Below are 18,938 nucleotides of genomic sequence, written 5' to 3'. Positions count from 1 at the left end.
TCACAGCTTCGCTTTTTGTTGTGCTGTATTGGATGGTAGTGAAGGATGCTGTAGGCGGTCCCAACTCTGCGTGGTAGCGGTACTTAAGGTGTGCTTCTTGATGCGTTGACTGGGTGTGCGTTCAAACTCGTCAACCCGCTCGATGTATCGCGGGTTTTGATGTGGAGCGAGGTGTTGTTCAAGCCATTGGGACAGTGCATAAAACGAAAGAGCAGTATCGGCTTCGGCCTTAAACTGAACGAATAGCTTAATATCTTGCTCTCCAATTTCTGCTTTGACACCAATCACAGCGCATGCCGCAATAGAAGGGTGTTTGGAGACAATGCTCTCGATTTCCCACGCTGAAACGTTTTCTCCGCGATAGCGAATGCTATCGGTCATGCGGCCGTAGAAAAACAGATCGCCATCGGCATCAAAAGAGCCGATGTCTTTGGTGTAGACCGAACCGTTGCGCAGTATGTCGCGGGTGGTTTCTTCGTTGCGGAAATAACCTGCAAACACACTACCCGCCTCTTTAGGTGTGACGACAATTTCCCCTAATTCGCCGGGTGGCACGGCTTGTCCTTGTGCATCAAGAACGCGGATAGTAAACCACGGTACGGCGTTGCCGACGCTGGCAACTTTAGCGCTGCCATTGAAGGAGGCGATGCTTGAGGTTTCAGTCATGCCGTAAGATTCACGAAGGCTTAAACCAAAGCGCTGTTGAAATGATTCCCAAATATCTGGGGCACAACCCGCGCCCCAGGCGACTCTGGCCGAATGGTTGAGGTCGTGTTCTGAGGGTGGCTGCTTCATCAATATTTGCAGCACGCCCCCTAAATAATGAATATGCGTTGCCCCTGTGCTGCGTACGTCGTCCCAGAAGCGAGACGCGCTAAAGCGTGGTGTGAGCGCGATGCGTAAGTCTTGTCGTAGCGGCATAAAAAGAACTTGAGCCCCAGCCACATGAAACATGGGCTCCCACATATACAGCACGTCACCATCTTGCGTGTCAGCAAGCAGTATGGCGGCTTCGGCGGCATAGCAAATCATTTTGTGGGTGACTAATACCCCTTTGGGTTGGCCGGTGGTGCCCGAGGTATACATGATGGAAAAAAGCGAGTCTGGCGAGGGCGGGGCCTCATTGAGAGGAGCGCACTGACACTGTAGTAGTGCGTCCATCGACCAGCTTTCATCCAGTATGACGGTTGTTAAACGACTGAGGTCAGTATGGCTTTGATGCACCGTTGATAGGGAGTCGTCGCAGGCAATGAGTAGACTGGGCTCGGCGTGTTCAATCACGTACTTTAAGCTGTTAGAACGTAACTCGGGGTTGATCGGCACCCACACCAGACCTGCTCGGGCCACTCCAAAAATGCAGGCGATCAGTTCCGGCGAATTACGAAGCATCACCGCTACTCTGTCACCTTGATGCAAGCCCATTTTACGCAGGCGCTGTGCAAAGGCCCTTGACGCTCGTTCTATTTCATCAAAATCATAGGACCTTCCCTCGAAGGAAACGAAAGTAGCATTACCGCAAGCAGACGCTTTATGTAAAAGCGCTGGAATAAAACCCTTGGATGTTAACGACATACTTTAGCTCTCGTTAATTAATGAGTACGGCGCGTGGTACGGAACCGCTCGGATAATAAAAGCAGTGTGGTTGCGATAATAAATACGACGGTCGAGGCCGCGGCGATGGTGGGGTTTAAGTGAAGGAACATTTCGTCCCACATTTGTTTTGGCAGCGTGGTGGTCATACCGCTGGAAACAAAGAGAGCGATGGTCAATTCATCAAAGGAAATATTGAAGGCAAATAAGTAGGCGGCAATTAACCCATCGCGCAGTAGCGGAACGGTAATAAAACGCAGCACGGAAGAGGGCTTGGCGCCTAAGGTGCTTGCCGCTTGATCCAGACGATGGTCATAGTCTTTAAGCACTGCCGCTAACATGACAAAGGCGAATGGCATGGCGATGACCACATGACCAATGACCAGCGCGCTTTCTGTGCCTATAAGGCCCATGTGGCCGAATAAATACATCAGGCCAGCGGCCAGAATAATGCGCGGCACGATCATGGGAGCAAGCAGCATGTTGTAAGCCACCCAATTCCAACGCGAGTTGGTTCGCGCTAATGCTAAAGCGGCTAAGCCTCCAATAAGAGTGGAAAAGAAAGCTGCAGCGAACGCCACGCCAAAGGAGCGCAGTGTGGCAGTAACCCAAAGGTCAGAGCTAAAGTAGTTTTGATACCAACGAAGGCTAAAACCCGTGGGCGGGAAAGAAAGAAAATCTGAGCTGGTAAACGAAATCGGAACAATAATAAGTATGGGGGCTAGAAGAAAAAGAATCGCTAGCCAGCAGTAGCCATGTAGAGCATTGGCACGCACTGCGGCAGGAAGCACAGCCTCAGTGACTCGGGCTAGCAATTGAGCGACCATGGAAAACTTCTCCAGAAATACCGTGCTTAACGCACTGAGTACGCTGGGCTTGCGTTTCTTCTCGCTGGCAACGCCGGATAAGCTCGACATGCCGAAGACCCTGTCGTAAAACAAGCAAGCCACCGCCGTAGCAATCAGTAGAAAAACGGAAAGCGCGCCCGCAAAACCCCAATCAAGCACTTGTTGGACTTGGGTAATAATGAGTTGCGCTAAAAAGGTTTCTCTGGGGCTACCCATTAAGGCGGGGACAATAAAAAAACCAATCGATGTTAAGAAGGTCAGTAGTCCCGCCGAGGCTACGCCGGGCATAGAAAGCCGAAAATAAATTAACCAAAAAGCACGAGCGGGCGGCGCACCTAAGGTGCGGGCCGCAAACACTAAACGTTGGTCAATGGATGTCATCACGGGCACTAAGGTCAATACGGCCAGAGGAAGCATGCCGTGGACCATACCGATCATGACGCTTGTTTCGTTGTTAAGCAGTTGTATTCTGTCCATCCCTACACTGGTCAGAAATTGATTAATCACGCCCATCCTGCCCAGCACAAGCATCCAGGCGAAAGTTTTGACGAGATAACTGGTCCAGAACGGCACCATAATGAGCAATAAAGCCAGAGCTCTTCGTCTGGGCGACATCTTGGCTACCCAATAAGCGAGTGGATAACCTGCCACCACACACACTACCGCTGTGGCCAACGAAACACGCAATGTGGTCAGCAACACCTGTATGTAGACGTTCTGAGCAAAGATGCGCTCGAAATGAGCAAGTGTGAAACCCGATGTAGTGGCGTCTTTGATGCTGAGTACCAGCAGTTGAACAACGGGTACAACGAAAAAGACGATCAGTATGACAACGGCGGGTACTGCCAGCCAAACAGGATTAATAATTCCCAGTCGTCGTAGGGCGGGCGAGTTGGAAACAGTAGAAGCATTCATGGCGCGACCACAACAGAACATTGAGGATCCCATCCGACACACACTTTAGTGCCGTCCTCGGGTACATGTGTACGATCATCAAGGCGAATGGTGAGCAAACCGTAAGGCTCACTCTCAACGATCACTTTGGTATCCGTCCCGGCATAAATGGAGTTAACGACAATGCCTTCTATGGTGTTTGGTTGAACATCATTTAGCTGCATGTGTTCGGGACGCACCACCAGAGCAATGTCGTCATTTTGAGTAAAGCGGTGTGCGGGTAAGGCGAACGAATGATCCTGTGTTGTGATGTGAGTGGGCTCGCCATTCTCCCCCCCTGTTGCCACACCATGGAAGATGTTGGAAGTACCGATAAAATCGGCCGCAAAGGTGGTGTTGGGGGCGGCGTAAATTTCATGGGGCGTGCCCAGTTGCTCAACCTTAGCGTCGTTCAACAAACAGATACGGTCTGACATGGCCAACGCTTCTTCTTGGTCATGCGTGACGTAAATGATCGTGGCGCCAGTGCGTCGGTGTAATTCTTTGATTTCTATCTGTAGGTGTTGACGTAGACGTTTATCCAGTGCGCCCAGTGGTTCATCCATCAAAATAATGGAAGGTTGATAAACAAAACAGCGGGCTAACGCCACGCGTTGCTGTTGTCCACCCGATAGCTCCGACGGTAGGCGATGCGTTAAGTGCGCCATTTTCACCATTTCAAGCGCTTCAGTGACGCGCTGTTGCAGCTCTTTTTTGGGAACACCACGCATTTTTAGCGGAAAGCCTACGTTCTCTCCCACCGTCATATGCGGGAATAAGGCGTAATGCTGAAAGACTAGACCAATGTCACGTTGGTGGACGGGGGTATGGGTTTCGTCTTGTCCGTCGATCAGAATTTTTCCTGCTGTGGGGCGCACTAAGCCGCAAATCATCATAAGAAGCGTTGTCTTCCCAGAGCCTGATGGGCCAAGCAGCGTTAGAAACTCTCCTTCCGTAACGGACAGACTTGTGGGTTCAAGTGCTAAGGCGTCTCCATAACGCTTACTTAGACCTTCGACTTCTAGTTTTGATATGGCAGCGATGGGTGTGGCAACGCTCATCTTGGACTCCTCCAACTGTTTTTGTATGGGTCTCTGTGCACATCTAGCTAAAACCAATCTATTGGCCTTAAAAGCAGATCATTGCAGAGAACTCGTTCCACATTTTCATCTAAATATATCACATGAGATATTTCTATGACAATATAAGTATTGCTATTCAATACTATGTATTTGTTTGGCCGATGATAAACTACGTATAAACTAAGAGGTATGCTTTTGTGGTATATCTCTGCACAAATCCCCTTCTAATGAGTCAACAATGAGCAAAGCAACTGAAACGACAATCCCTAATTCTGAAACATCTCGAAATCCGCTAATGGTGCATTCGGTGGAAAAAGCATTTCGCATTCTCGAGGCATTGAGTGTGAGCACATCTATGATGGGTTTGACGGCTTTAGAAGCGGCAACGGGAATGAATAAAAGCACCGTCCAGCGATTCACTCACACGCTGGAAGAGCTGGGTTACTTAGAGAAAGATCCCGAGACAAGGCGATTTTCATTGGCTCCTAAAGTTTTGGACTTTAGCTACGGTTACTTTCATGCAAATGAGCTGTTTGGTCGTGCGATGCCCTATTTGACGCATCTCAGTAAAACAACTGAAGAGACTATCAATATCACTGTGCGCGAAGGGACGGAGGTGATTTTTGTAACGCGTTTTATGAACAGGCACCTTTTTAATACCGATGTCACCATCGGGACTCGTATGCCGGTTTACTGTACGGCGCCAGGCATCGCGATGCTGGCTTATACGCCTCGTGAAGAAGCGGTTGAGGTATTAAAACGCTGTGACCGTAAACCTATTACCGACAACACATGTTGGGAAATGGATGATCTGTTGGCAAAATTAGACGTCACAAAAGCGCGTGGCTACGCAACGGCTTTTGAAGAGTTCTATCATGACGATCTATCCATTTCTGCCCCCGTATTTGATGCGCACCGCAAAGTTGTGGCAGCCATTACCTTATCGGTTTCGCGTTCACGTTACACGCCAGAGCAGGCCGAAGAGAAGTTTTCGAGTCTGGTGGTGGCAGCGGCCAGATCGGTTTCCCAACCTGGCCACTTTTCACAGAATAGACGCGGTCGCTAGACCAGTTATGAAATCAGCCAACTATTAAAACGTTGCACGGCGTCGGCTCGGTTTTCTGCCCACCAAGCGGTATCCTGACTAACCATGTGCTTCAAGTTCTCAGGGTTGGTCGGCAAGATGGCGGCACGTTCGGCGTCGATAAAATTATAAGCATCTTGATTGGTGGGTCCGTACGACAGCATTTCGGTATAGGCGGCTTGTCGTTCGGGGTCGGCGCAATATTCAACAAACTGACGCACGAGGTCTACTTTAGGGCCTCCTTTCAGAATGCCCCAGCCTTCTACGGCATAAATGCCTTGGGTCCATACGGTACGAATGGGGGCCCCACCGTCGGCAACGGCTTGCATCCGGCCGTTCCAGCTTGCAACCATATCCACTTCGCCACTTTGTATAACGTGAGCTGACTGTGCGCCGCCGGTCCACCAAACGGCAACGTGTTCTTTGATGCGATCTAAGCTTTTGAAGGCTCGGTCCATGTCTAGAGGGTAGAGGTCTTCCATGGCAACGCCATCAGCCATGAGTGCTTGTTCTAGCGTATCGATTGGGCTATTGCTCATGGCCCTTAAGCCCGGAAATTTCTCTGCATCCCAGAAATCAGCCCAAGATTGGGGGCCGTTATCGCCGTATTTATCCGTGCGGTAAGCAAAGATGGTGGCATAGGCGTCAGTGCCCAACCAGTGCGATGTGAAAGCACCCGGTATGAAAGAAGCCGTTACCTCGTCACCAATATTTAAGGGTTCAAGTAAATCTTGAGCCATCAAAATATCACGTGCTGACACCGTTAGAATTGAGGCGTCCCATGTGTAAGACTTGGTCTCTACCATGGCTTTAATTTGGGCGGTAGGCTCAGGCGCGCGCGCTGCACTGACTACACGTATGCCCGTGTCTTTTTCAAAAGGGTCATAGAACGCCTTTCGGAAGGCCTCTTGATAGGCGCCGCCGGGGTCAGCAACGGTAATGTGTTGGTTGGATTGGGCCCGGGCGGAAAATGAGAAAGGCATTGCACTGGCTAACATCACACCGGTACCTGCGCGTAATACGTGGCGTCGAGAGGGTGAAAAGCTCATGGTTACTGTCTCCTGTTTTTATCAGTTGTGTCCACTGTTTTTGAGGTGAAGGTTAAACGGACTTTTTTTGTGTCTGTCTAACCGAGAAAAACGCCTCCATCATGCGGGCGGGCTCACCAGAAGCATATGCTTCACGTTGAATTTTGGCGCCAGCCGCCAGTGCTTCACGAAATCCTGCTTCGGTGACTTCACGAAACCGTTGCTTATTTAAACGCATCGCAACGGGAGGCTTCGCTGCAAGCTCCTTAGCCAGTTGTAAGGCTTCGGGCAATACCTGATCGCGAGGCACACACCGATTGATAATGCCCAGTTGAAGGCATTCTTCGGCGTCCATCATCCGCCCTGAGAGCGTGAGATCAATGGTGCGTGCGAGGCCCAGAATTTCTCGCATGATCCAAGGGCCTAATGTGCTGGCAATGCCTGAATTAATCTCAGGTTGCCCCATTTTTACCGCATCGTGACCGATACGAAAATCGGCCAAAAGAGAGAGCTGAAAGGCCGATCCGGCGGCAATACCATTCAGGGCGACAACAAAAGGTTTAGTGAACGCTCGAACCGATGAATACAGGGTGTCCCATTCCTCAATCCACGCTTCACCGGCGTCACCATCGAAGCTTTTGGTTTCGTTGAGATCCTGACCTGCACAAAATGCACGTTCACCTGCACCCGTTAGCACAATGGCCTTGATGTCAGGGTCAGTGTTCGCTTCTTGAAAAATGTTTAACAGCCGCGCGCGCATGGCTTGGTCCCACGCATTGAGTTTTTGCGGCCGGTTCAGCGTAATAACGGCGATTGATTCGTGGGTTTCACGTAGAACAGAAGAGTCGGGCATCGTTACCTCGTGAAAATTGAGTGCTAAAGACGTAAGAGGGCTGACGCTTATTACAAAGAAGGCGTAGACGGCGTCATCAATGATTCAATTTAGTAAAACTATGCTGCTTTACGGTACCTCTGTCAAGCTATATGATTTAGTATATTGCATAGCAATACTAAGTATGTTTAATTTATCTGCCAGCGACCCGCATGGGTTTCTGATCAACGTACATACACTGGAGACATTAATGACGACCACTTTTCCTCGTGTCACGTATTCGAATATCGGTGTAGACCTAACACCGCTTCACGATTATTTAGATGCAGAAATTCCCCAGATTAAAAAAACGATGTTGGGACAACACTGGCCCAACCTTATTGGAGGCGTGGAAAGTGAATTGGGAGATCGCTACGATGTGAAGAGCCCAATTGATAACACCACCGTGATGGGAAGTTTTGTTTCAGCGACGACCCAAGCGGTTGAGCAGGCTGTGGCGCAGGCGCGTAAGGCCTTTCCCCAGTGGTCGTCTACACCGTGGCAGCAGCGTGTAGAACGATTACGCGAGTGGGCAAGCCATATTGAGAAGCACAAGTACGAATTGGCGGTGGTGGCAATCGCCGAAGTGGCAAAATCCAGATCGGAAGCCTTAGGCGAGGTGGAAGAGGTGTTGGACATGATTCGCTATTACTGCGATGAGATGGAGCGCAATGACGGCTACACATGCGCGATGCGTCAGGCATTTGAGAACGAGAAAACGCGTAACGTGCTTCGGCCAATCGGTGTTTTTGGTGTCATTGCACCTTTTAATTTTCCCTTAGCCTTATCGGTAGGAATGATGACAGGCGCATTGCTAGGCGGAAATACCGTGGTGTTTAAACCCGCCCCGAATTCTGCCTTAACTGGTCATCTATTAGTACGTTACATGCGAGAGGCAAAACTGCTTGATGCCGTCAGCATTGTTGCCGGACACGACGAAACCGGAAAAAGCCTTACCTCCCATCCTGACATTAGTGGCATTGCTTTTACAGGCTCGCATGATGTGGGCATGAGCATTTTTAGGGCCTTATCTAATAGCTCATATGCCAAGCCGGTACTGGCTGAAATGGGTGGCAAAAACCCAGCTTATGTGATGGCATCGGCAGACATTAAAGCGGCAGCTCAAGGCGTGGCCCGTTCGGCTTATGGCTTACAAGGACAGAAGTGCAGCGCATGTTCGGTAGTGTATGTGGATCGCCGTGTGAAAGAGGCGTTTTTACAAGAGTTTGATCGTTTCGTAGAAAGTTTACGCATCGGAAACCCGGAGGATCGCACGACGTTCATGGGACCGCTTTACGATCAAGATGCCGTTGACCGTTACGATCACGTCATCGCCGTTGCCAAAGAGCAAAAGCAACTTATCAAGGGTGGAAAAATCGACATGCCGGCGGCGCTTGAGCAAGGTCACTATCGTCTACCTGCCTTAATCGAGGTGCCCGCTGGCGATCCCCTAACCAAGGATGAGTTGTTTGCCCCGATTCTTGCGTTACGGACCATTGATTCGCTTGACGAGGCTCTGACTGAAGGTAATGCCGTGGAGTATGGTTTGACGGCGGGGATCTACACCAAGGATGAAAACGAGTTGCAGACGTTTTTAGATAATGCCCAAGCGGGTGCCTTGTATGCGAATCGTCCCCATGGCGCCACCACTGGAGCTTGGCCAGGCATACAAAGCTTCTGCGGTTGGAAAGGTTCTGGCATTAGCCAAAAAGGGGGCTTAGGTCCGCATTACGTGACACAGTTTATGCGCGAGCAAAGTCAAACCTTGATGTAGTCGGCGCTAGCCAAAAACCACCAACGGCGCATACGGCGTTTTAGGGTGCGGCATGATGTGTGCTTCCATGCCGTACACCTCTCTAAGGTTATCTACCGTTAATACTTTTGCTGGCGTGTCGCAGGCAAGAATTTGTCCTTGAGAAAGCAAGGCTATGCGGTCACTGAACTGTGCGGCCAAATTCACATCATGCAAAATGACCAGTATGCCAAGCCGATGGGCCCTAGCCAGCTTGCGTACGCTGCACAGCAAGCGGTGCTGATGTAATGGGTCCAAACTGGAGGTAGGCTCATCCAGAGTGTGTGGTTCAAGCTCAGGGTAGGGGTAGGCCCCCATGGCAACCACCTCGCTGACTTCAAAATCAAAAGCAGGTACCGATGGTGGGCACCGAGTAGAAGTCGTACCAGATGGGGGACAACCAAGCCAATGAAACTGATGCCGCCTGTTACGGCGACTAATGGTCCGATCAGTAACAACAGCGGAGCGAGCAAGGCGAAGAGTCGCCATGTGGCACGTCAAAAAGCCAAACTCAAACCGGTTCGACCATCGATGCGGGAAGTGGCTGCATCAATATTATTTCCGGTGGTAATACCAGCCTAACGGGCGTGCAAGGTAGCGCCGAGCAAGGTGTGAATATCACGGCTGGCGGGGACGTTACACAATCTGCTGCGATCAGTTCGTCGAGCTCGTTAACGGTTGATTTTTCTGCATCGGCATCCGGTACTCCGCCAGCGGATTTTTCCGGCGAGCTGCAGCTTCAGGTCTCGGTGCCTCAACTTGATGGCACCAGCAGTATCACGCCTGTAACCATTCGGCCTTAAGCCTAGCCGTCTGGAGTGCGCTATAGCATGGCATTCCAGACGGCTAGTTAGTGTTTAGTATCGCTTACTACGTGAACCCTACAGGGGCTCAGCCACAATATCCGTGTCTACCAACCCCGTGCCTGTGAATTGTGCGGCTTCATCGGCTTGAAGGTAATGGCAGATTCGCCATACGTGATGCGCGGTACGGTCCAGCCACAGCATGCTATCCAATATTTGCAACGCCTGTCCTGGGTCGCGCTGATTGGGTTCGCTATGTTGCATTACCCGTTGTCGAGCGTGCTGGCGCAGGCTCGCAATGTCTTCGCTTTGCTTGGCCAGAGCCGAGACGTCAATGCCGGTCAAATCTCCCGTGTCAGTTAACACGGGCAGCAGGGTGATTAACATGTCAGTAAAGCACTCGCGTGCGGCTTGCAACTCGGCGGTGCCTTCGGTGTTAAGCAACGCAGGCAGTTGTTCTGCTCGCCCGTGCAAGCGCAATAGGTGATCCAGCACGTGCATTTGATACAAACGGTGTTCGGCTAGCTTGGCATCGTCTTCTTCGAAGGGGATATGAGATAAATAAGTCTGTAATTGCGCTAAGGCTAAGGCAGTGGAAGGCAGGGCTTTAGCTGGCAGTTGGCGCGGTAGGGGTGCCTCGCCGGGTGTGCTGACATACACAGTCGATAACGCTTGTAGCAGTTGGGTGGTAGTGGCCCGTAATGCTTGATGTGATGAAGCCAATGCTAGAGCAGGAACTTGCCACTGCGATTGATCGAGCAGGCGGGTGGGCGAGTCGCCGCGTTCAGGCAATAAGCGCTCAATTTGGCGCGCGCATCGGTGCGCTTGGGGTAAAAATACTGCTACCCCTATGGCGATGAAAAGGGTATGAAAAGCGGCTAGGCTAACGCCACCGGCTTGCAGGTTCAGATGGGTCTGTGCCCATTGCAAAGCAGCCAATAAAACCGGCAGTAGCGCAATGGCGATCAAACCGCTGGACAGGTTGAACAGCACATGAGCCAGCGCAGTGCGCTTCGCATAAAGCGATCCACCCAGTGCAGCCAGTACGCCGGTCATTGTGGTACCAATGGCAGCGCCAATCACCACGATCGCTGCCATCTCAAAATTAAGCGCACCGGCATCCAAGGCGGTAAGCGTTGTGGCCACGGTAGCGGTTGATGACTGCATGACAATCGTCATGATAATGCCCATGCCTAACGCGATAAAGCGAGCGATCCAGTCTCCGGCTGTAAGTTCGGGCAGGGTAAATTGCTCACCCATCCCGCGCATGCCTTCTTGCATGGTGTCGATACCGACGAACAACATCCCAAAGCCCGCAAGTGCCGTACCCAGATGGCGCCATCGCCCTTTCGCAAGCAAGCGCAGTAAGGCACCTGTACCAACAAGGGGTAAGGTGTAGAGGCCTAATTGCACCTTTAGGCCAAGCGTGGACACAATCCAACCCGTGCCGGTGGTACCCAAACTAGCACCCATGACTACCCCTAGCGACTGAGCAAAGGTGATGAGTCCGGCACTGACAAAACCAATTAAGGTAACGGTGGTGGCGGTCGATGACTGCACCACAAGGGTCAGTAAGGAGCCTGAGACAAACGCTTTAAAAGGGGAGCCGGTGAACCGCAGCAAGCCTCGGCGTAACGAGTCACCGGCAAAATGCGTCAAACCATCGGTTAGTAGCGACATAGCGACCAGAAACAGCCCTAAGCCGCCGAGTATCCGAAATGCGACCTCCATGAATTTCCCTCTTTAGCACCCAATTCAAACCCGTACTTGTTGTGCGACAAGTATAGTCGTTTGCTCTACTTAGGCTCAGAGCTTGCCGGAAACATGGAAGACACCGTTTTCTACCCCTACCACGCTGACGCTATCGCCTGCAGCGACTGCTTCGGTGCTGTGAGCGCTATAAGTGGTGTCCTCGACTTTGATGCGACCCCGCCCATTCTCAAAGTGGGTCACGGCAATGACACGGCGGCCAATGAACTGTTCCAACCCCACATTAAGAGTGGACGCCGCGTCATTCGTGCGCTTGGCTTGTACCCGCATCCCCAGCAGTACCGAGCCCAACATGGCCACGATTAACACCACAATTTGCGCGGTTAGGGGTAGTGCAGGAAACAGCAGTACGGATAATCCCGTCACCACGGCTCCTAAGCCAATCCAGATTAAAAAGACCCCCGCTACCATCAATTCCAGCCCCATTAAGATGGCACCGGCGGTTAACCAGTACCAGGGGTGGCTAAACAGAGCGTCAATCAATTCCATGGTGCAATACCTTTAATGCTGAAAACGAAGCTACGGGCTTATGAAGATAAAGCGGAGTCATCCGCGTTATCTTGTTATGGTTTTGAGGGTGACGAGGTGATTCCCGTCGCCTTTAACAATTCGGCGACACCGCCCACTGCACTGGTAATGGCCGTTGTTTCCACAGGCATAAATACCACTTTGCTGTTTTCGGATTCGCCAATGGCTTTGATGGCCTCTACATACTGTAGACCAAGAAAATATTGTATGGCTTGAGTATTGCCACCTTTCAAAGCGTCAGATACGTCGCGTGTGGCTTGAGCCTCTGCCTGCGCTTCGCGCTCACGAGCTTCGGCGTTAAGCACGGCGGCTTCTTTCTCACCCTCGGCTCGCAAGATGGCGGCCTTTTTCTCACCTTCTGCTTTCAGCACTTCGGCTTCTTTTTTACCGTTAGCTTCAGTCACTAACGCGCGACGTCTGCGCTCGGCCGTCATCTGTAAATTCATGGCCTCTTGTAACTCGGGCGACATACTAAGATCGCGTATTTCAATTCGGGTAATCTTCACGCCCCAAGGCGCCGTGGCTTCATCCACCGCTTCGAGCAATTTGGCATTGATCAACTCGCGGTTGCTAAGCATATCGTCCAGTTGCATCGAACCTAATACCGAGCGTAAGTTTGTGGTGGTAAGGTTAACAATAGCGGTAGTCAGATTATTGATTTGGTAGGCTGCTTTTTCGGGCTCATCAATACGATAAAACACCACACCATCAGCGGTAACGGCCACGTTATCCATACTGATGACACTTTGCTCGGGCACATCCAGCACCGATTCCATCACCGTTAGCTTTTTACCGATGGCGTCTACGAAGGGAATAATCAAACCCAAGCCCGGCTCAAGGGTACGCGTAAAACGCCCAAAACGTTCCACCGTCCATTTTTGCCCCTGCGGAACCACCTTGATGCCAGCAAAAAGCGTACCAATAACAACGATGGCTAAAACAATCAGAAATATGAGGAAGCCATTCATAAACACTCCGTTTCGTAAAAAGTAGGGAAAGCGCTTCGACACCTAAAGAGTGCGAATTCACCCTAAACTCTGATTTAAGCATTGAATCGCTACAAAATGACGAAAATAGGGTGGATGAATTGAAGTTTTAGGGGTTATAGGACGAATGTAAGCGACTATTCTTTCATATCTACCTAATTCGGACTGCGTGATAGGCGCCTTTCAATTATAAATATCTGCGCAGAGTGCACGGACGTAGCGTCCCAGCGCTAATACCTGATAGAAGGCTGCAAGCTATAACTTTTAGCACCACACACAAACAAAAATGGCCTCCCGTGTGGGAGGCCATCTTCTGCGGTAAACCGCATGTATCTTTGGTGCCGGCTAAAGGAGTTGAACCCTCGACCTTCGCATTACAAGTGCGCTGCTCTACCAACTGAGCTAAGCCGGCGAATTAAGAATTATACAAAGAAATAAAAAAAAAGCAAAGCCCTTTTTTACATCACTTAAAAGCACTCTCCAACACCGCGTTGTGCCCATCGCTATAAGCTGGTTATTGCGACGGGCACAATTTGAATTTACTGTGATGGAGGTTCTTCAGTTTGCTGTGGCTCGTTATCGTGCACCATGTGTAAGAAGTGTCGGTGACGTTCGTATTGATCAAGAATGTCGCCGATGACTTCATCTTCGGTCCAACCCATGATGTCGTAATCTTGTCCGCCTTCACTTAAGAACACTTCGGCTCTGTAGTACACCGCTGTGCCGTCTTTTTCGGCATCGGCGGGTGTTAGGGCAGGCCGGTTTTCAGGGATGGGGCGCACAATGTAGTGAAAGTCTTGGTATTCGCCATGATGTTCTACATTAAGCATCCAACCGGCTTCCGTGTCGTCTTCCGCTTCCGACCTTGTTACGCTGGCATCAAATCCCGCCTTGCGTAACTCGTTAGATACGGCCTGCATGGCAGGGTGAACGGTGGTTTCTGTAAAACGTGTGACTTGATCGCGGCTTGGCATCACAATTAAGTTGCGCAAGCGCTTCTGCCAAGACTGACCAGCCGCTAAGGGTTGCGAACGCGTCATGGTTTGATAACGAATTTGCCGTTTGGTGGCATCGGTTTTTAATGCCTTAAACAAGCCGAGCATGGCCAGTAATAAAATGATGGAGAAGGGTAACGCACTGGCAATGGTAGCCGTTTGTAGGGCTTGAAGGCCGTCAGCAAGTAATAAGGCGATGGCAACCACGCCGGTTAAGCTGGACCAAAACACACGCTGCCATACTGGTGATGGCAAGCCTTCTTTAGAGGCTAGTAAGTCGATCACCAGTGCGCCCGAGTCGGCCGATGTGACAAAGAATACAACGATCATTACGATCGCTAAGGTCGAGGTGATACTGGCTAGGGGCATTTCCTCAAGAAATACGAATAAGGCCTGAGACGTATCGGCTTTGACGATATCGCCGAAGCTAATAAGACCATCTACTAAAATGTAATAAATGGCAGTGTCGCCGAAAACGGTCATCCATAACAGCGTAAAGCCAGCTGGCACAAGTAACACGCCACGTACAAACTGACGTATGGTGCGACCGCGAGAGATACGGGCGATAAATAAACCGACAAAGGGTGACCAGGCTATCCACCAGCCCCAATAGAATAAGGTCCAGCCCCCGATCCAATCGTTGGGTTCGTAGGCGTATAAGTTAAAGGTTTTGTTGACGATATCGGCGAGATACGTACCCGTGTTTTGTACGAAAGCCTGCAGCAAAAAGACGGTAGGGCCGAGTACCAACACAAAAAGTAGTAAAACGAGAGCAAAACCTAAGTTGATTTCGGAGAGTATCTTAATACCGCGGTCGAGTCCGCTAGCGACCGAAATCGTGGCCATACCGCAGGCAATAACAATCAAAATAATTTGATTGTTAATACTGACAGGAAAACCAAATAAATACTGCAGTCCACTGTTGATTTGAGCGACACCAAAGCCTAAGGATGTTGCCACACCAAAAACGGTACTGATGACAGCAAAGATATCCACCGCTTGACCAATACGACCGTGAACGCGATCACCAATCATGGGATAAAGCGCAGAGCTAAGCTTCAGCGGTAGGCCGTGTCGATAGCAGAAGAAGGCCAGAATTAAACCCACAATGGCGTAAATTGACCACGCATGCAGACCCCAGTGGAAAAAGGTAATGCTCATGGCGTCGCGTGCGGCTTGTGCATTGCCTGCTACGCCGATGGGCGGATCCACAAAGTGCATAACGGGCTCGGCTACGCCAAAGAACATCAAACCAATTCCCATGCCTGTGGAAAACAGCATGGCAAACCAGGTTCGGTCTTTATAGTCGGGAAGGGAATGGTCAGGGCCGAGCTTGATGTCGCCGTAGCGGCTAACCGCTAGGAAGATGGTCACCAACAGAATAATGGCAACCGTAACCACATAGAACCAACTGGCGTTTTCTAGAATCCAACTTTGTGTCTGCCCGAACACCCGTTGCGTGAAATCGGAGGCAAATACGGCAAAGCCAACGAGAATCAGGATTAGTGCAGAGGAAGTGTAAAAGACGGGAGGATTAAGACTCGTTTGCTTGAAAGGCTTCACGGTGAAAGGTCCCTGTGTTTTAAGTTGCGATTAAGTGTAGCAGTTAATGGCGTTTTGCAAAGCAAGCGTAGGTCAATGAATGTGAGTTTGTTTCATCATTAATAGTCAGATAAATATCGTTTCTATATAATTATTAGCTATAAGTGAATGAGTACAAAATTGTTCGGTTTCTTTGGGCACTTCCCCATAATTAACCCATATTTCGATTCACATTATGCTTGGCAGCGGTCTTTTACCTGCTGACGTAGGCTTTCAGGGCAAAACGATGACATTAAAAAAAGTTGTATTATCCGCCGCAATTGTTGCAAGCGCTGTTGCAGGTACCGTAAGCGCGCAAACCACGTTATTGAACGCATCTTTTGATGTGGCCCGTGAAACTTTCGCAGCGGTAAACCCTAAATTCGTTGAGTATTGGAAAGAAAAGACCGGCGAAGAAGTAAAAATCGACCAATCTTTTGCGGGCACGTCACGTCAGGCTCAAGACATTATTCAAGGTAAAAAAGCCGACATCGTTACCTTTAATCAGGTACCGGATATCGAGATTTTGGCTGATCGTGGTTTAGTGGCTAAAGACTGGGCCGAACGCCTACCGAATAACAGCTCACCTTACTACAGCACCATTGCGTTTTTAGTGCGTGAAGGCAACCCTAAAAACATCCAAACGTGGGATGACTTGGTTCGTGACGACGTTGGAGTGGTGTTTCCTAACCCTAAAACTTCGGGTAATGCCCGTTACACGTATTTAGCCTCTTGGTTATATGCCAACGAGAAATTCGAGGGTGATCAGGACCAAATTAAAGACTTCGTTGGAAAACTGCTCCGTAACGTTGAAAGCTTCCCCACCGGTGGCCGTGGTGCAACGGTAGCGTTTGCGCAAAATGGTCAAGGTGATGTGTTACTGACCTTCGAATCCGAAGTCATCAACATTGCAAACGGCGACGAGTTTAAGTCTGCTGGTCTTGAAATTGTGGTGCCGCCTGTAAGCGTATTGGCCGAGTTCCCCGTGTCCGTGGTGGATAAAGTGGTTGACGACAAAGGCACACGCGAGATTGCTACCGAGTACTTGAAGTTTCAGTACACGCCTGAAATTCAAAGCTTGTTGGCCGACTTTAACTACCGTGTTACCGATCCTACGGTTGTAGAGGCCAATGCCAGCAAATTTGCTGACGTGAAGTTGATTAATCCTACTGAAGTGTTAGGTAGCTGGGCAGAAATTCAAGAAACCCATTTCGCGACCGACGGTATACTTGATCAGTTGCAAGCCCAATAACCCTTAAGCAGCTTATGCCTACCTCTAATCAGGTGGCCACTTCGGGCGCAGCACTTGCTGCGCCCAAGTCGCGTCCACGTTTCTTTTTCAGACAACCCGTCGTTCCTGGTTTTGGCCTCAGCTTTGGCTTTAGCCTGTTCTATTTGTCCATTATTGTGTTGCTGCCGTTATCAGCCTTGCTGATTTACGTTAGCGACATGACATGGGCTCAGTATTGGCGGGCGATCAGCCACCCGCGTGTGCTGCAAAGTTATAAGGTCACGTTAGGTGCCGCCTTTTACTCCACGGTGGCGGCTACGCTTATCGGGTTTTTAATTGCGTGGATTACTAGCCGCTATAACTTTTACGGGCGACGCATGATCGATGCGTTGGTTGATCTGCCTTTTGCGTTGCCAACCTCGGTTGCAGGTTTAACCTTGGCCACGTTGTTTGTGCCGGGCGGATGGTTGGGCCAGTACTTTGCGCAGTGGGGCATTAAGATCTCGTATGCGTATCCTGGTATTCTTATTGCCATGACCTTCACCAGTTTGCCCTTTGTGGTGCGTATTGTGCAGCCGGTGATTGAAGAGCTGGGCACCGAATACGAAGAGGTCGCCCAAACCTTAGGGGCAAACCGCTGGCAGATTTTCTGGCGTGTCATTGTGCCGCCTTTGATACCAGCGACGGTAACCGGTGCGTCTCAAGCCTTTATTCGCAGTTTGGGTGAGTTTGGTGCCGTCATCATGATTGCGGGCAACATTCCCTTCAAAACGGAAGTAACCTCATTGATGATTTTTGTTCGTCTGCAAGAGTTTAACTACCCTGCAGCGGCAGCCATTGCATCCGTTGTGCTGATGGCCTCCTTGCTTTTACTTTTCATTCTTCAAGTTGCACAGGGACGTTTGCTGGGTTGGCAGCGTCAACGATCATGAGAAAAAGTCCACAAACCCTAGCGCAATGGGCTCAAGTTTTAGTGGGCGCTGTGCTGGTTATTTTGCTATTGGTGATTCCTTTAGCGCTTATTTTCTCTCAGGTCATCGCTGGCGGTTGGGCCTTGTTTTCGCAAAACATACGCGAAGACTTTATGTTGCATGCGATTGGCTTGACGGTATTCGTAGCGCTGTTAACGGTGCCACTAAATACCTTGTTTGGGGTATTACTGGCGTGGTGCATGACCCACTACCAGTTTCGGGGCAAAAAGCTGTTAAGTTTATTTGTTGATATCCCTTACGCGGTGTCGCCCGTGGTGGCCGGCCTGTGTTATTTGGTGGTGTATGGGGTTGAGACCGCCGTAGGACGTTGGTTTGTTGATCACAACATTCAATTGATGTTCGCTTGGCCTGGTATTTTGCTAGTTACGATTTTCGTAACGGTGCCGTATGTGGCGCGTATCTTGATTCCTGTGATGCAAGCACAGGGTAGTGATTACGAAGAAGCCGCACTAAGTTTAGGTGCGAATGGCTGGCAAATTTTCTGGAAGGTCAGCGTACCCAATATACGTTGGGGTTTGGTTTATGGGGTGGTGTTGACGAATGCCCGGGCTATTGGCGAGTTCGGTGCGGTATCCGTTGTGTCGGGCACCATCATGAATCAAACGTTAACCTTAGCGTTGTTGGTCGAGCAGCTTAATAACGATTACAAAACGGCAGCCGCTTTCACGGCAGCGGCATTGTTAGCATGTATGGCCATCTTAACGGTAGCGTTGAAAAGCATACTTGAATGGCGTTTGCGCGATAATGAATTGGGCTTTAAACGTTAAATCGACTAACGCTTAGATCCACAGGCTAAAAGCAAATCAGCCGCACTGCGCTTATAA

Annotated in this window: 15 protein-coding genes, 1 tRNA gene and 2 pseudogenes; 6 read left to right on the top strand and 12 right to left on the bottom strand. The window is 50.2% G+C overall.

All coding sequences use genetic code 11. The features are described 5' to 3' along the window. From AC2UZI_RS00705 to AC2UZI_RS00695, 3 genes are read right to left on the bottom strand one after another with little or no spacing between them, the layout of a single operon-like run. A complete protein-coding gene (locus AC2UZI_RS00705) occupies nucleotides 1-1,572 on the bottom strand; it encodes a class I adenylate-forming enzyme family protein (protein ID WP_486941912.1) in 1,572 nt (523 codons plus the stop codon). A gap of 17 nt (nucleotides 1,573-1,589) precedes the next feature. Further along, nucleotides 1,590-3,353 carry an ABC transporter permease subunit gene (locus AC2UZI_RS00700; RefSeq protein WP_486941911.1) on the bottom strand — a complete coding sequence of 588 codons (1,764 nt, stop codon included), beginning with the start codon at nucleotides 3,351-3,353 and terminating at the stop codon, nucleotides 1,590-1,592. After that, nucleotides 3,350-4,432, bottom strand: coding sequence for an ABC transporter ATP-binding protein (locus AC2UZI_RS00695; protein ID WP_486941910.1), 1,083 nt, complete (start codon nucleotides 4,430-4,432; stop codon nucleotides 3,350-3,352). The genes AC2UZI_RS00700 and AC2UZI_RS00695 overlap by 4 nt, the downstream gene beginning before the upstream one ends. Nucleotides 4,433-4,691: 259 nt before the next feature. On the opposite strand from AC2UZI_RS00695, the gene AC2UZI_RS00690 reads away from it, so the two are divergent. Beyond that, nucleotides 4,692-5,519 carry an IclR family transcriptional regulator gene (locus AC2UZI_RS00690; protein ID WP_486941909.1) on the top strand — a complete coding sequence of 276 codons (828 nt, stop codon included), beginning with the start codon at nucleotides 4,692-4,694 and terminating at the stop codon, nucleotides 5,517-5,519. A gap of 5 nt (nucleotides 5,520-5,524) precedes the next feature. Here AC2UZI_RS00690 and AC2UZI_RS00685 read toward each other — a convergent pair whose 3' ends face one another. Together AC2UZI_RS00685 and AC2UZI_RS00680 are read right to left on the bottom strand one after the other, a co-directional pair. After that, on the bottom strand, nucleotides 5,525-6,586 hold the full coding sequence (locus AC2UZI_RS00685) for an ABC transporter substrate-binding protein (protein WP_486941908.1): 1,062 nt from the start codon (nucleotides 6,584-6,586) through the stop codon (nucleotides 5,525-5,527). Between the two features lie 52 nt (nucleotides 6,587-6,638). Continuing rightward, complete coding sequence (locus AC2UZI_RS00680) at nucleotides 6,639-7,418, bottom strand: enoyl-CoA hydratase/isomerase family protein (RefSeq protein ID WP_486941907.1); 780 nt, start codon at nucleotides 7,416-7,418, stop codon at nucleotides 6,639-6,641. Nucleotides 7,419-7,647: 229 nt separating this feature from the next. Here AC2UZI_RS00680 and AC2UZI_RS00675 point away from each other — a divergent pair, with 229 nt between their 5' ends. Beyond that, nucleotides 7,648-9,210: an aldehyde dehydrogenase family protein gene (locus AC2UZI_RS00675; RefSeq protein ID WP_486941906.1), complete on the top strand. Its 1,563-nt coding sequence runs from the start codon at nucleotides 7,648-7,650 to the stop codon at nucleotides 9,208-9,210. 6 nt (nucleotides 9,211-9,216) lie between these two features. Here AC2UZI_RS00675 and AC2UZI_RS00670 read toward each other — a convergent pair whose 3' ends face one another. Together AC2UZI_RS00670 and AC2UZI_RS00665 are read right to left on the bottom strand one after the other, a co-directional pair. Next, entirely contained in the window at nucleotides 9,217-9,396 is a 180-nt protein-coding gene (locus AC2UZI_RS00670; protein ID WP_486941905.1) for an ATP-binding cassette domain-containing protein, read from the bottom strand. 152 nt (nucleotides 9,397-9,548) lie between these two features. After that, a pseudogene (locus AC2UZI_RS00665) lies at nucleotides 9,549-9,701 on the bottom strand (iron chelate uptake ABC transporter family permease subunit); the annotation flags it as partial. Between the two features lie 33 nt (nucleotides 9,702-9,734). Here AC2UZI_RS00665 and AC2UZI_RS00660 point away from each other — a divergent pair. Beyond that, nucleotides 9,735-10,031, top strand: a pseudogene (locus AC2UZI_RS00660) (hypothetical protein); the annotation flags it as partial. A gap of 78 nt (nucleotides 10,032-10,109) precedes the next feature. On the opposite strand, the gene AC2UZI_RS00655 reads toward AC2UZI_RS00660, so the two are convergent. The 5 genes from AC2UZI_RS00655 to AC2UZI_RS00635 all read right to left on the bottom strand — a co-directional run bounded on the left by AC2UZI_RS00655 (nucleotide 10,110) and on the right by AC2UZI_RS00635 (nucleotide 15,873). Next, entirely contained in the window at nucleotides 10,110-11,762 is a 1,653-nt protein-coding gene (locus AC2UZI_RS00655; protein WP_486941904.1) for a Na/Pi cotransporter family protein, read from the bottom strand. Between the two features lie 75 nt (nucleotides 11,763-11,837). Continuing rightward, entirely contained in the window at nucleotides 11,838-12,290 is a 453-nt protein-coding gene (locus AC2UZI_RS00650) for an NfeD family protein (RefSeq protein WP_486941903.1), read from the bottom strand. 74 nt (nucleotides 12,291-12,364) lie between these two features. After that, entirely contained in the window at nucleotides 12,365-13,297 is a 933-nt protein-coding gene (locus AC2UZI_RS00645; protein WP_486941902.1) for an SPFH domain-containing protein, read from the bottom strand. Nucleotides 13,298-13,651: 354 nt separating this feature from the next. Continuing rightward, nucleotides 13,652-13,727, bottom strand: a tRNA-Thr gene (locus AC2UZI_RS00640). 127 nt (nucleotides 13,728-13,854) lie between these two features. Next, nucleotides 13,855-15,873, bottom strand: a complete 2,019-nt coding sequence (locus AC2UZI_RS00635; protein WP_486941901.1) for a BCCT family transporter — start codon at nucleotides 15,871-15,873, stop codon at nucleotides 13,855-13,857. A 265-nt stretch (nucleotides 15,874-16,138) separates the two neighbouring features. Between AC2UZI_RS00635 and cysP the strand changes: the two genes are divergently transcribed. Genes cysP through cysW form a run of 3 tightly spaced genes read left to right on the top strand, consistent with a single transcriptional unit; the run spans nucleotide 16,139 to nucleotide 18,881 of the window. Next, nucleotides 16,139-17,143 (top strand): thiosulfate ABC transporter substrate-binding protein CysP, encoded by a 1,005-nt coding sequence (cysP, locus tag AC2UZI_RS00630; protein WP_486941900.1) that lies wholly within the window; start codon nucleotides 16,139-16,141, stop codon nucleotides 17,141-17,143. Nucleotides 17,144-17,157: 14 nt separating this feature from the next. Then, nucleotides 17,158-18,054: a sulfate ABC transporter permease subunit CysT gene (gene cysT / locus AC2UZI_RS00625; RefSeq protein WP_486941899.1), complete on the top strand. Its 897-nt coding sequence runs from the start codon at nucleotides 17,158-17,160 to the stop codon at nucleotides 18,052-18,054. Next, nucleotides 18,051-18,881: a sulfate ABC transporter permease subunit CysW gene (cysW, locus tag AC2UZI_RS00620; RefSeq protein ID WP_486941898.1), complete on the top strand. Its 831-nt coding sequence runs from the start codon at nucleotides 18,051-18,053 to the stop codon at nucleotides 18,879-18,881. Before cysT ends, cysW begins: the two co-directional genes overlap by 4 nt. Nucleotides 18,882-18,938 lie beyond the last annotated feature (57 nt).

The sequence above is a fragment of the Paenalcaligenes sp. DL 463 genome, from assembly GCF_057475185.1.
This window is presented reverse-complemented; position numbering and strand designations above follow the sequence as displayed.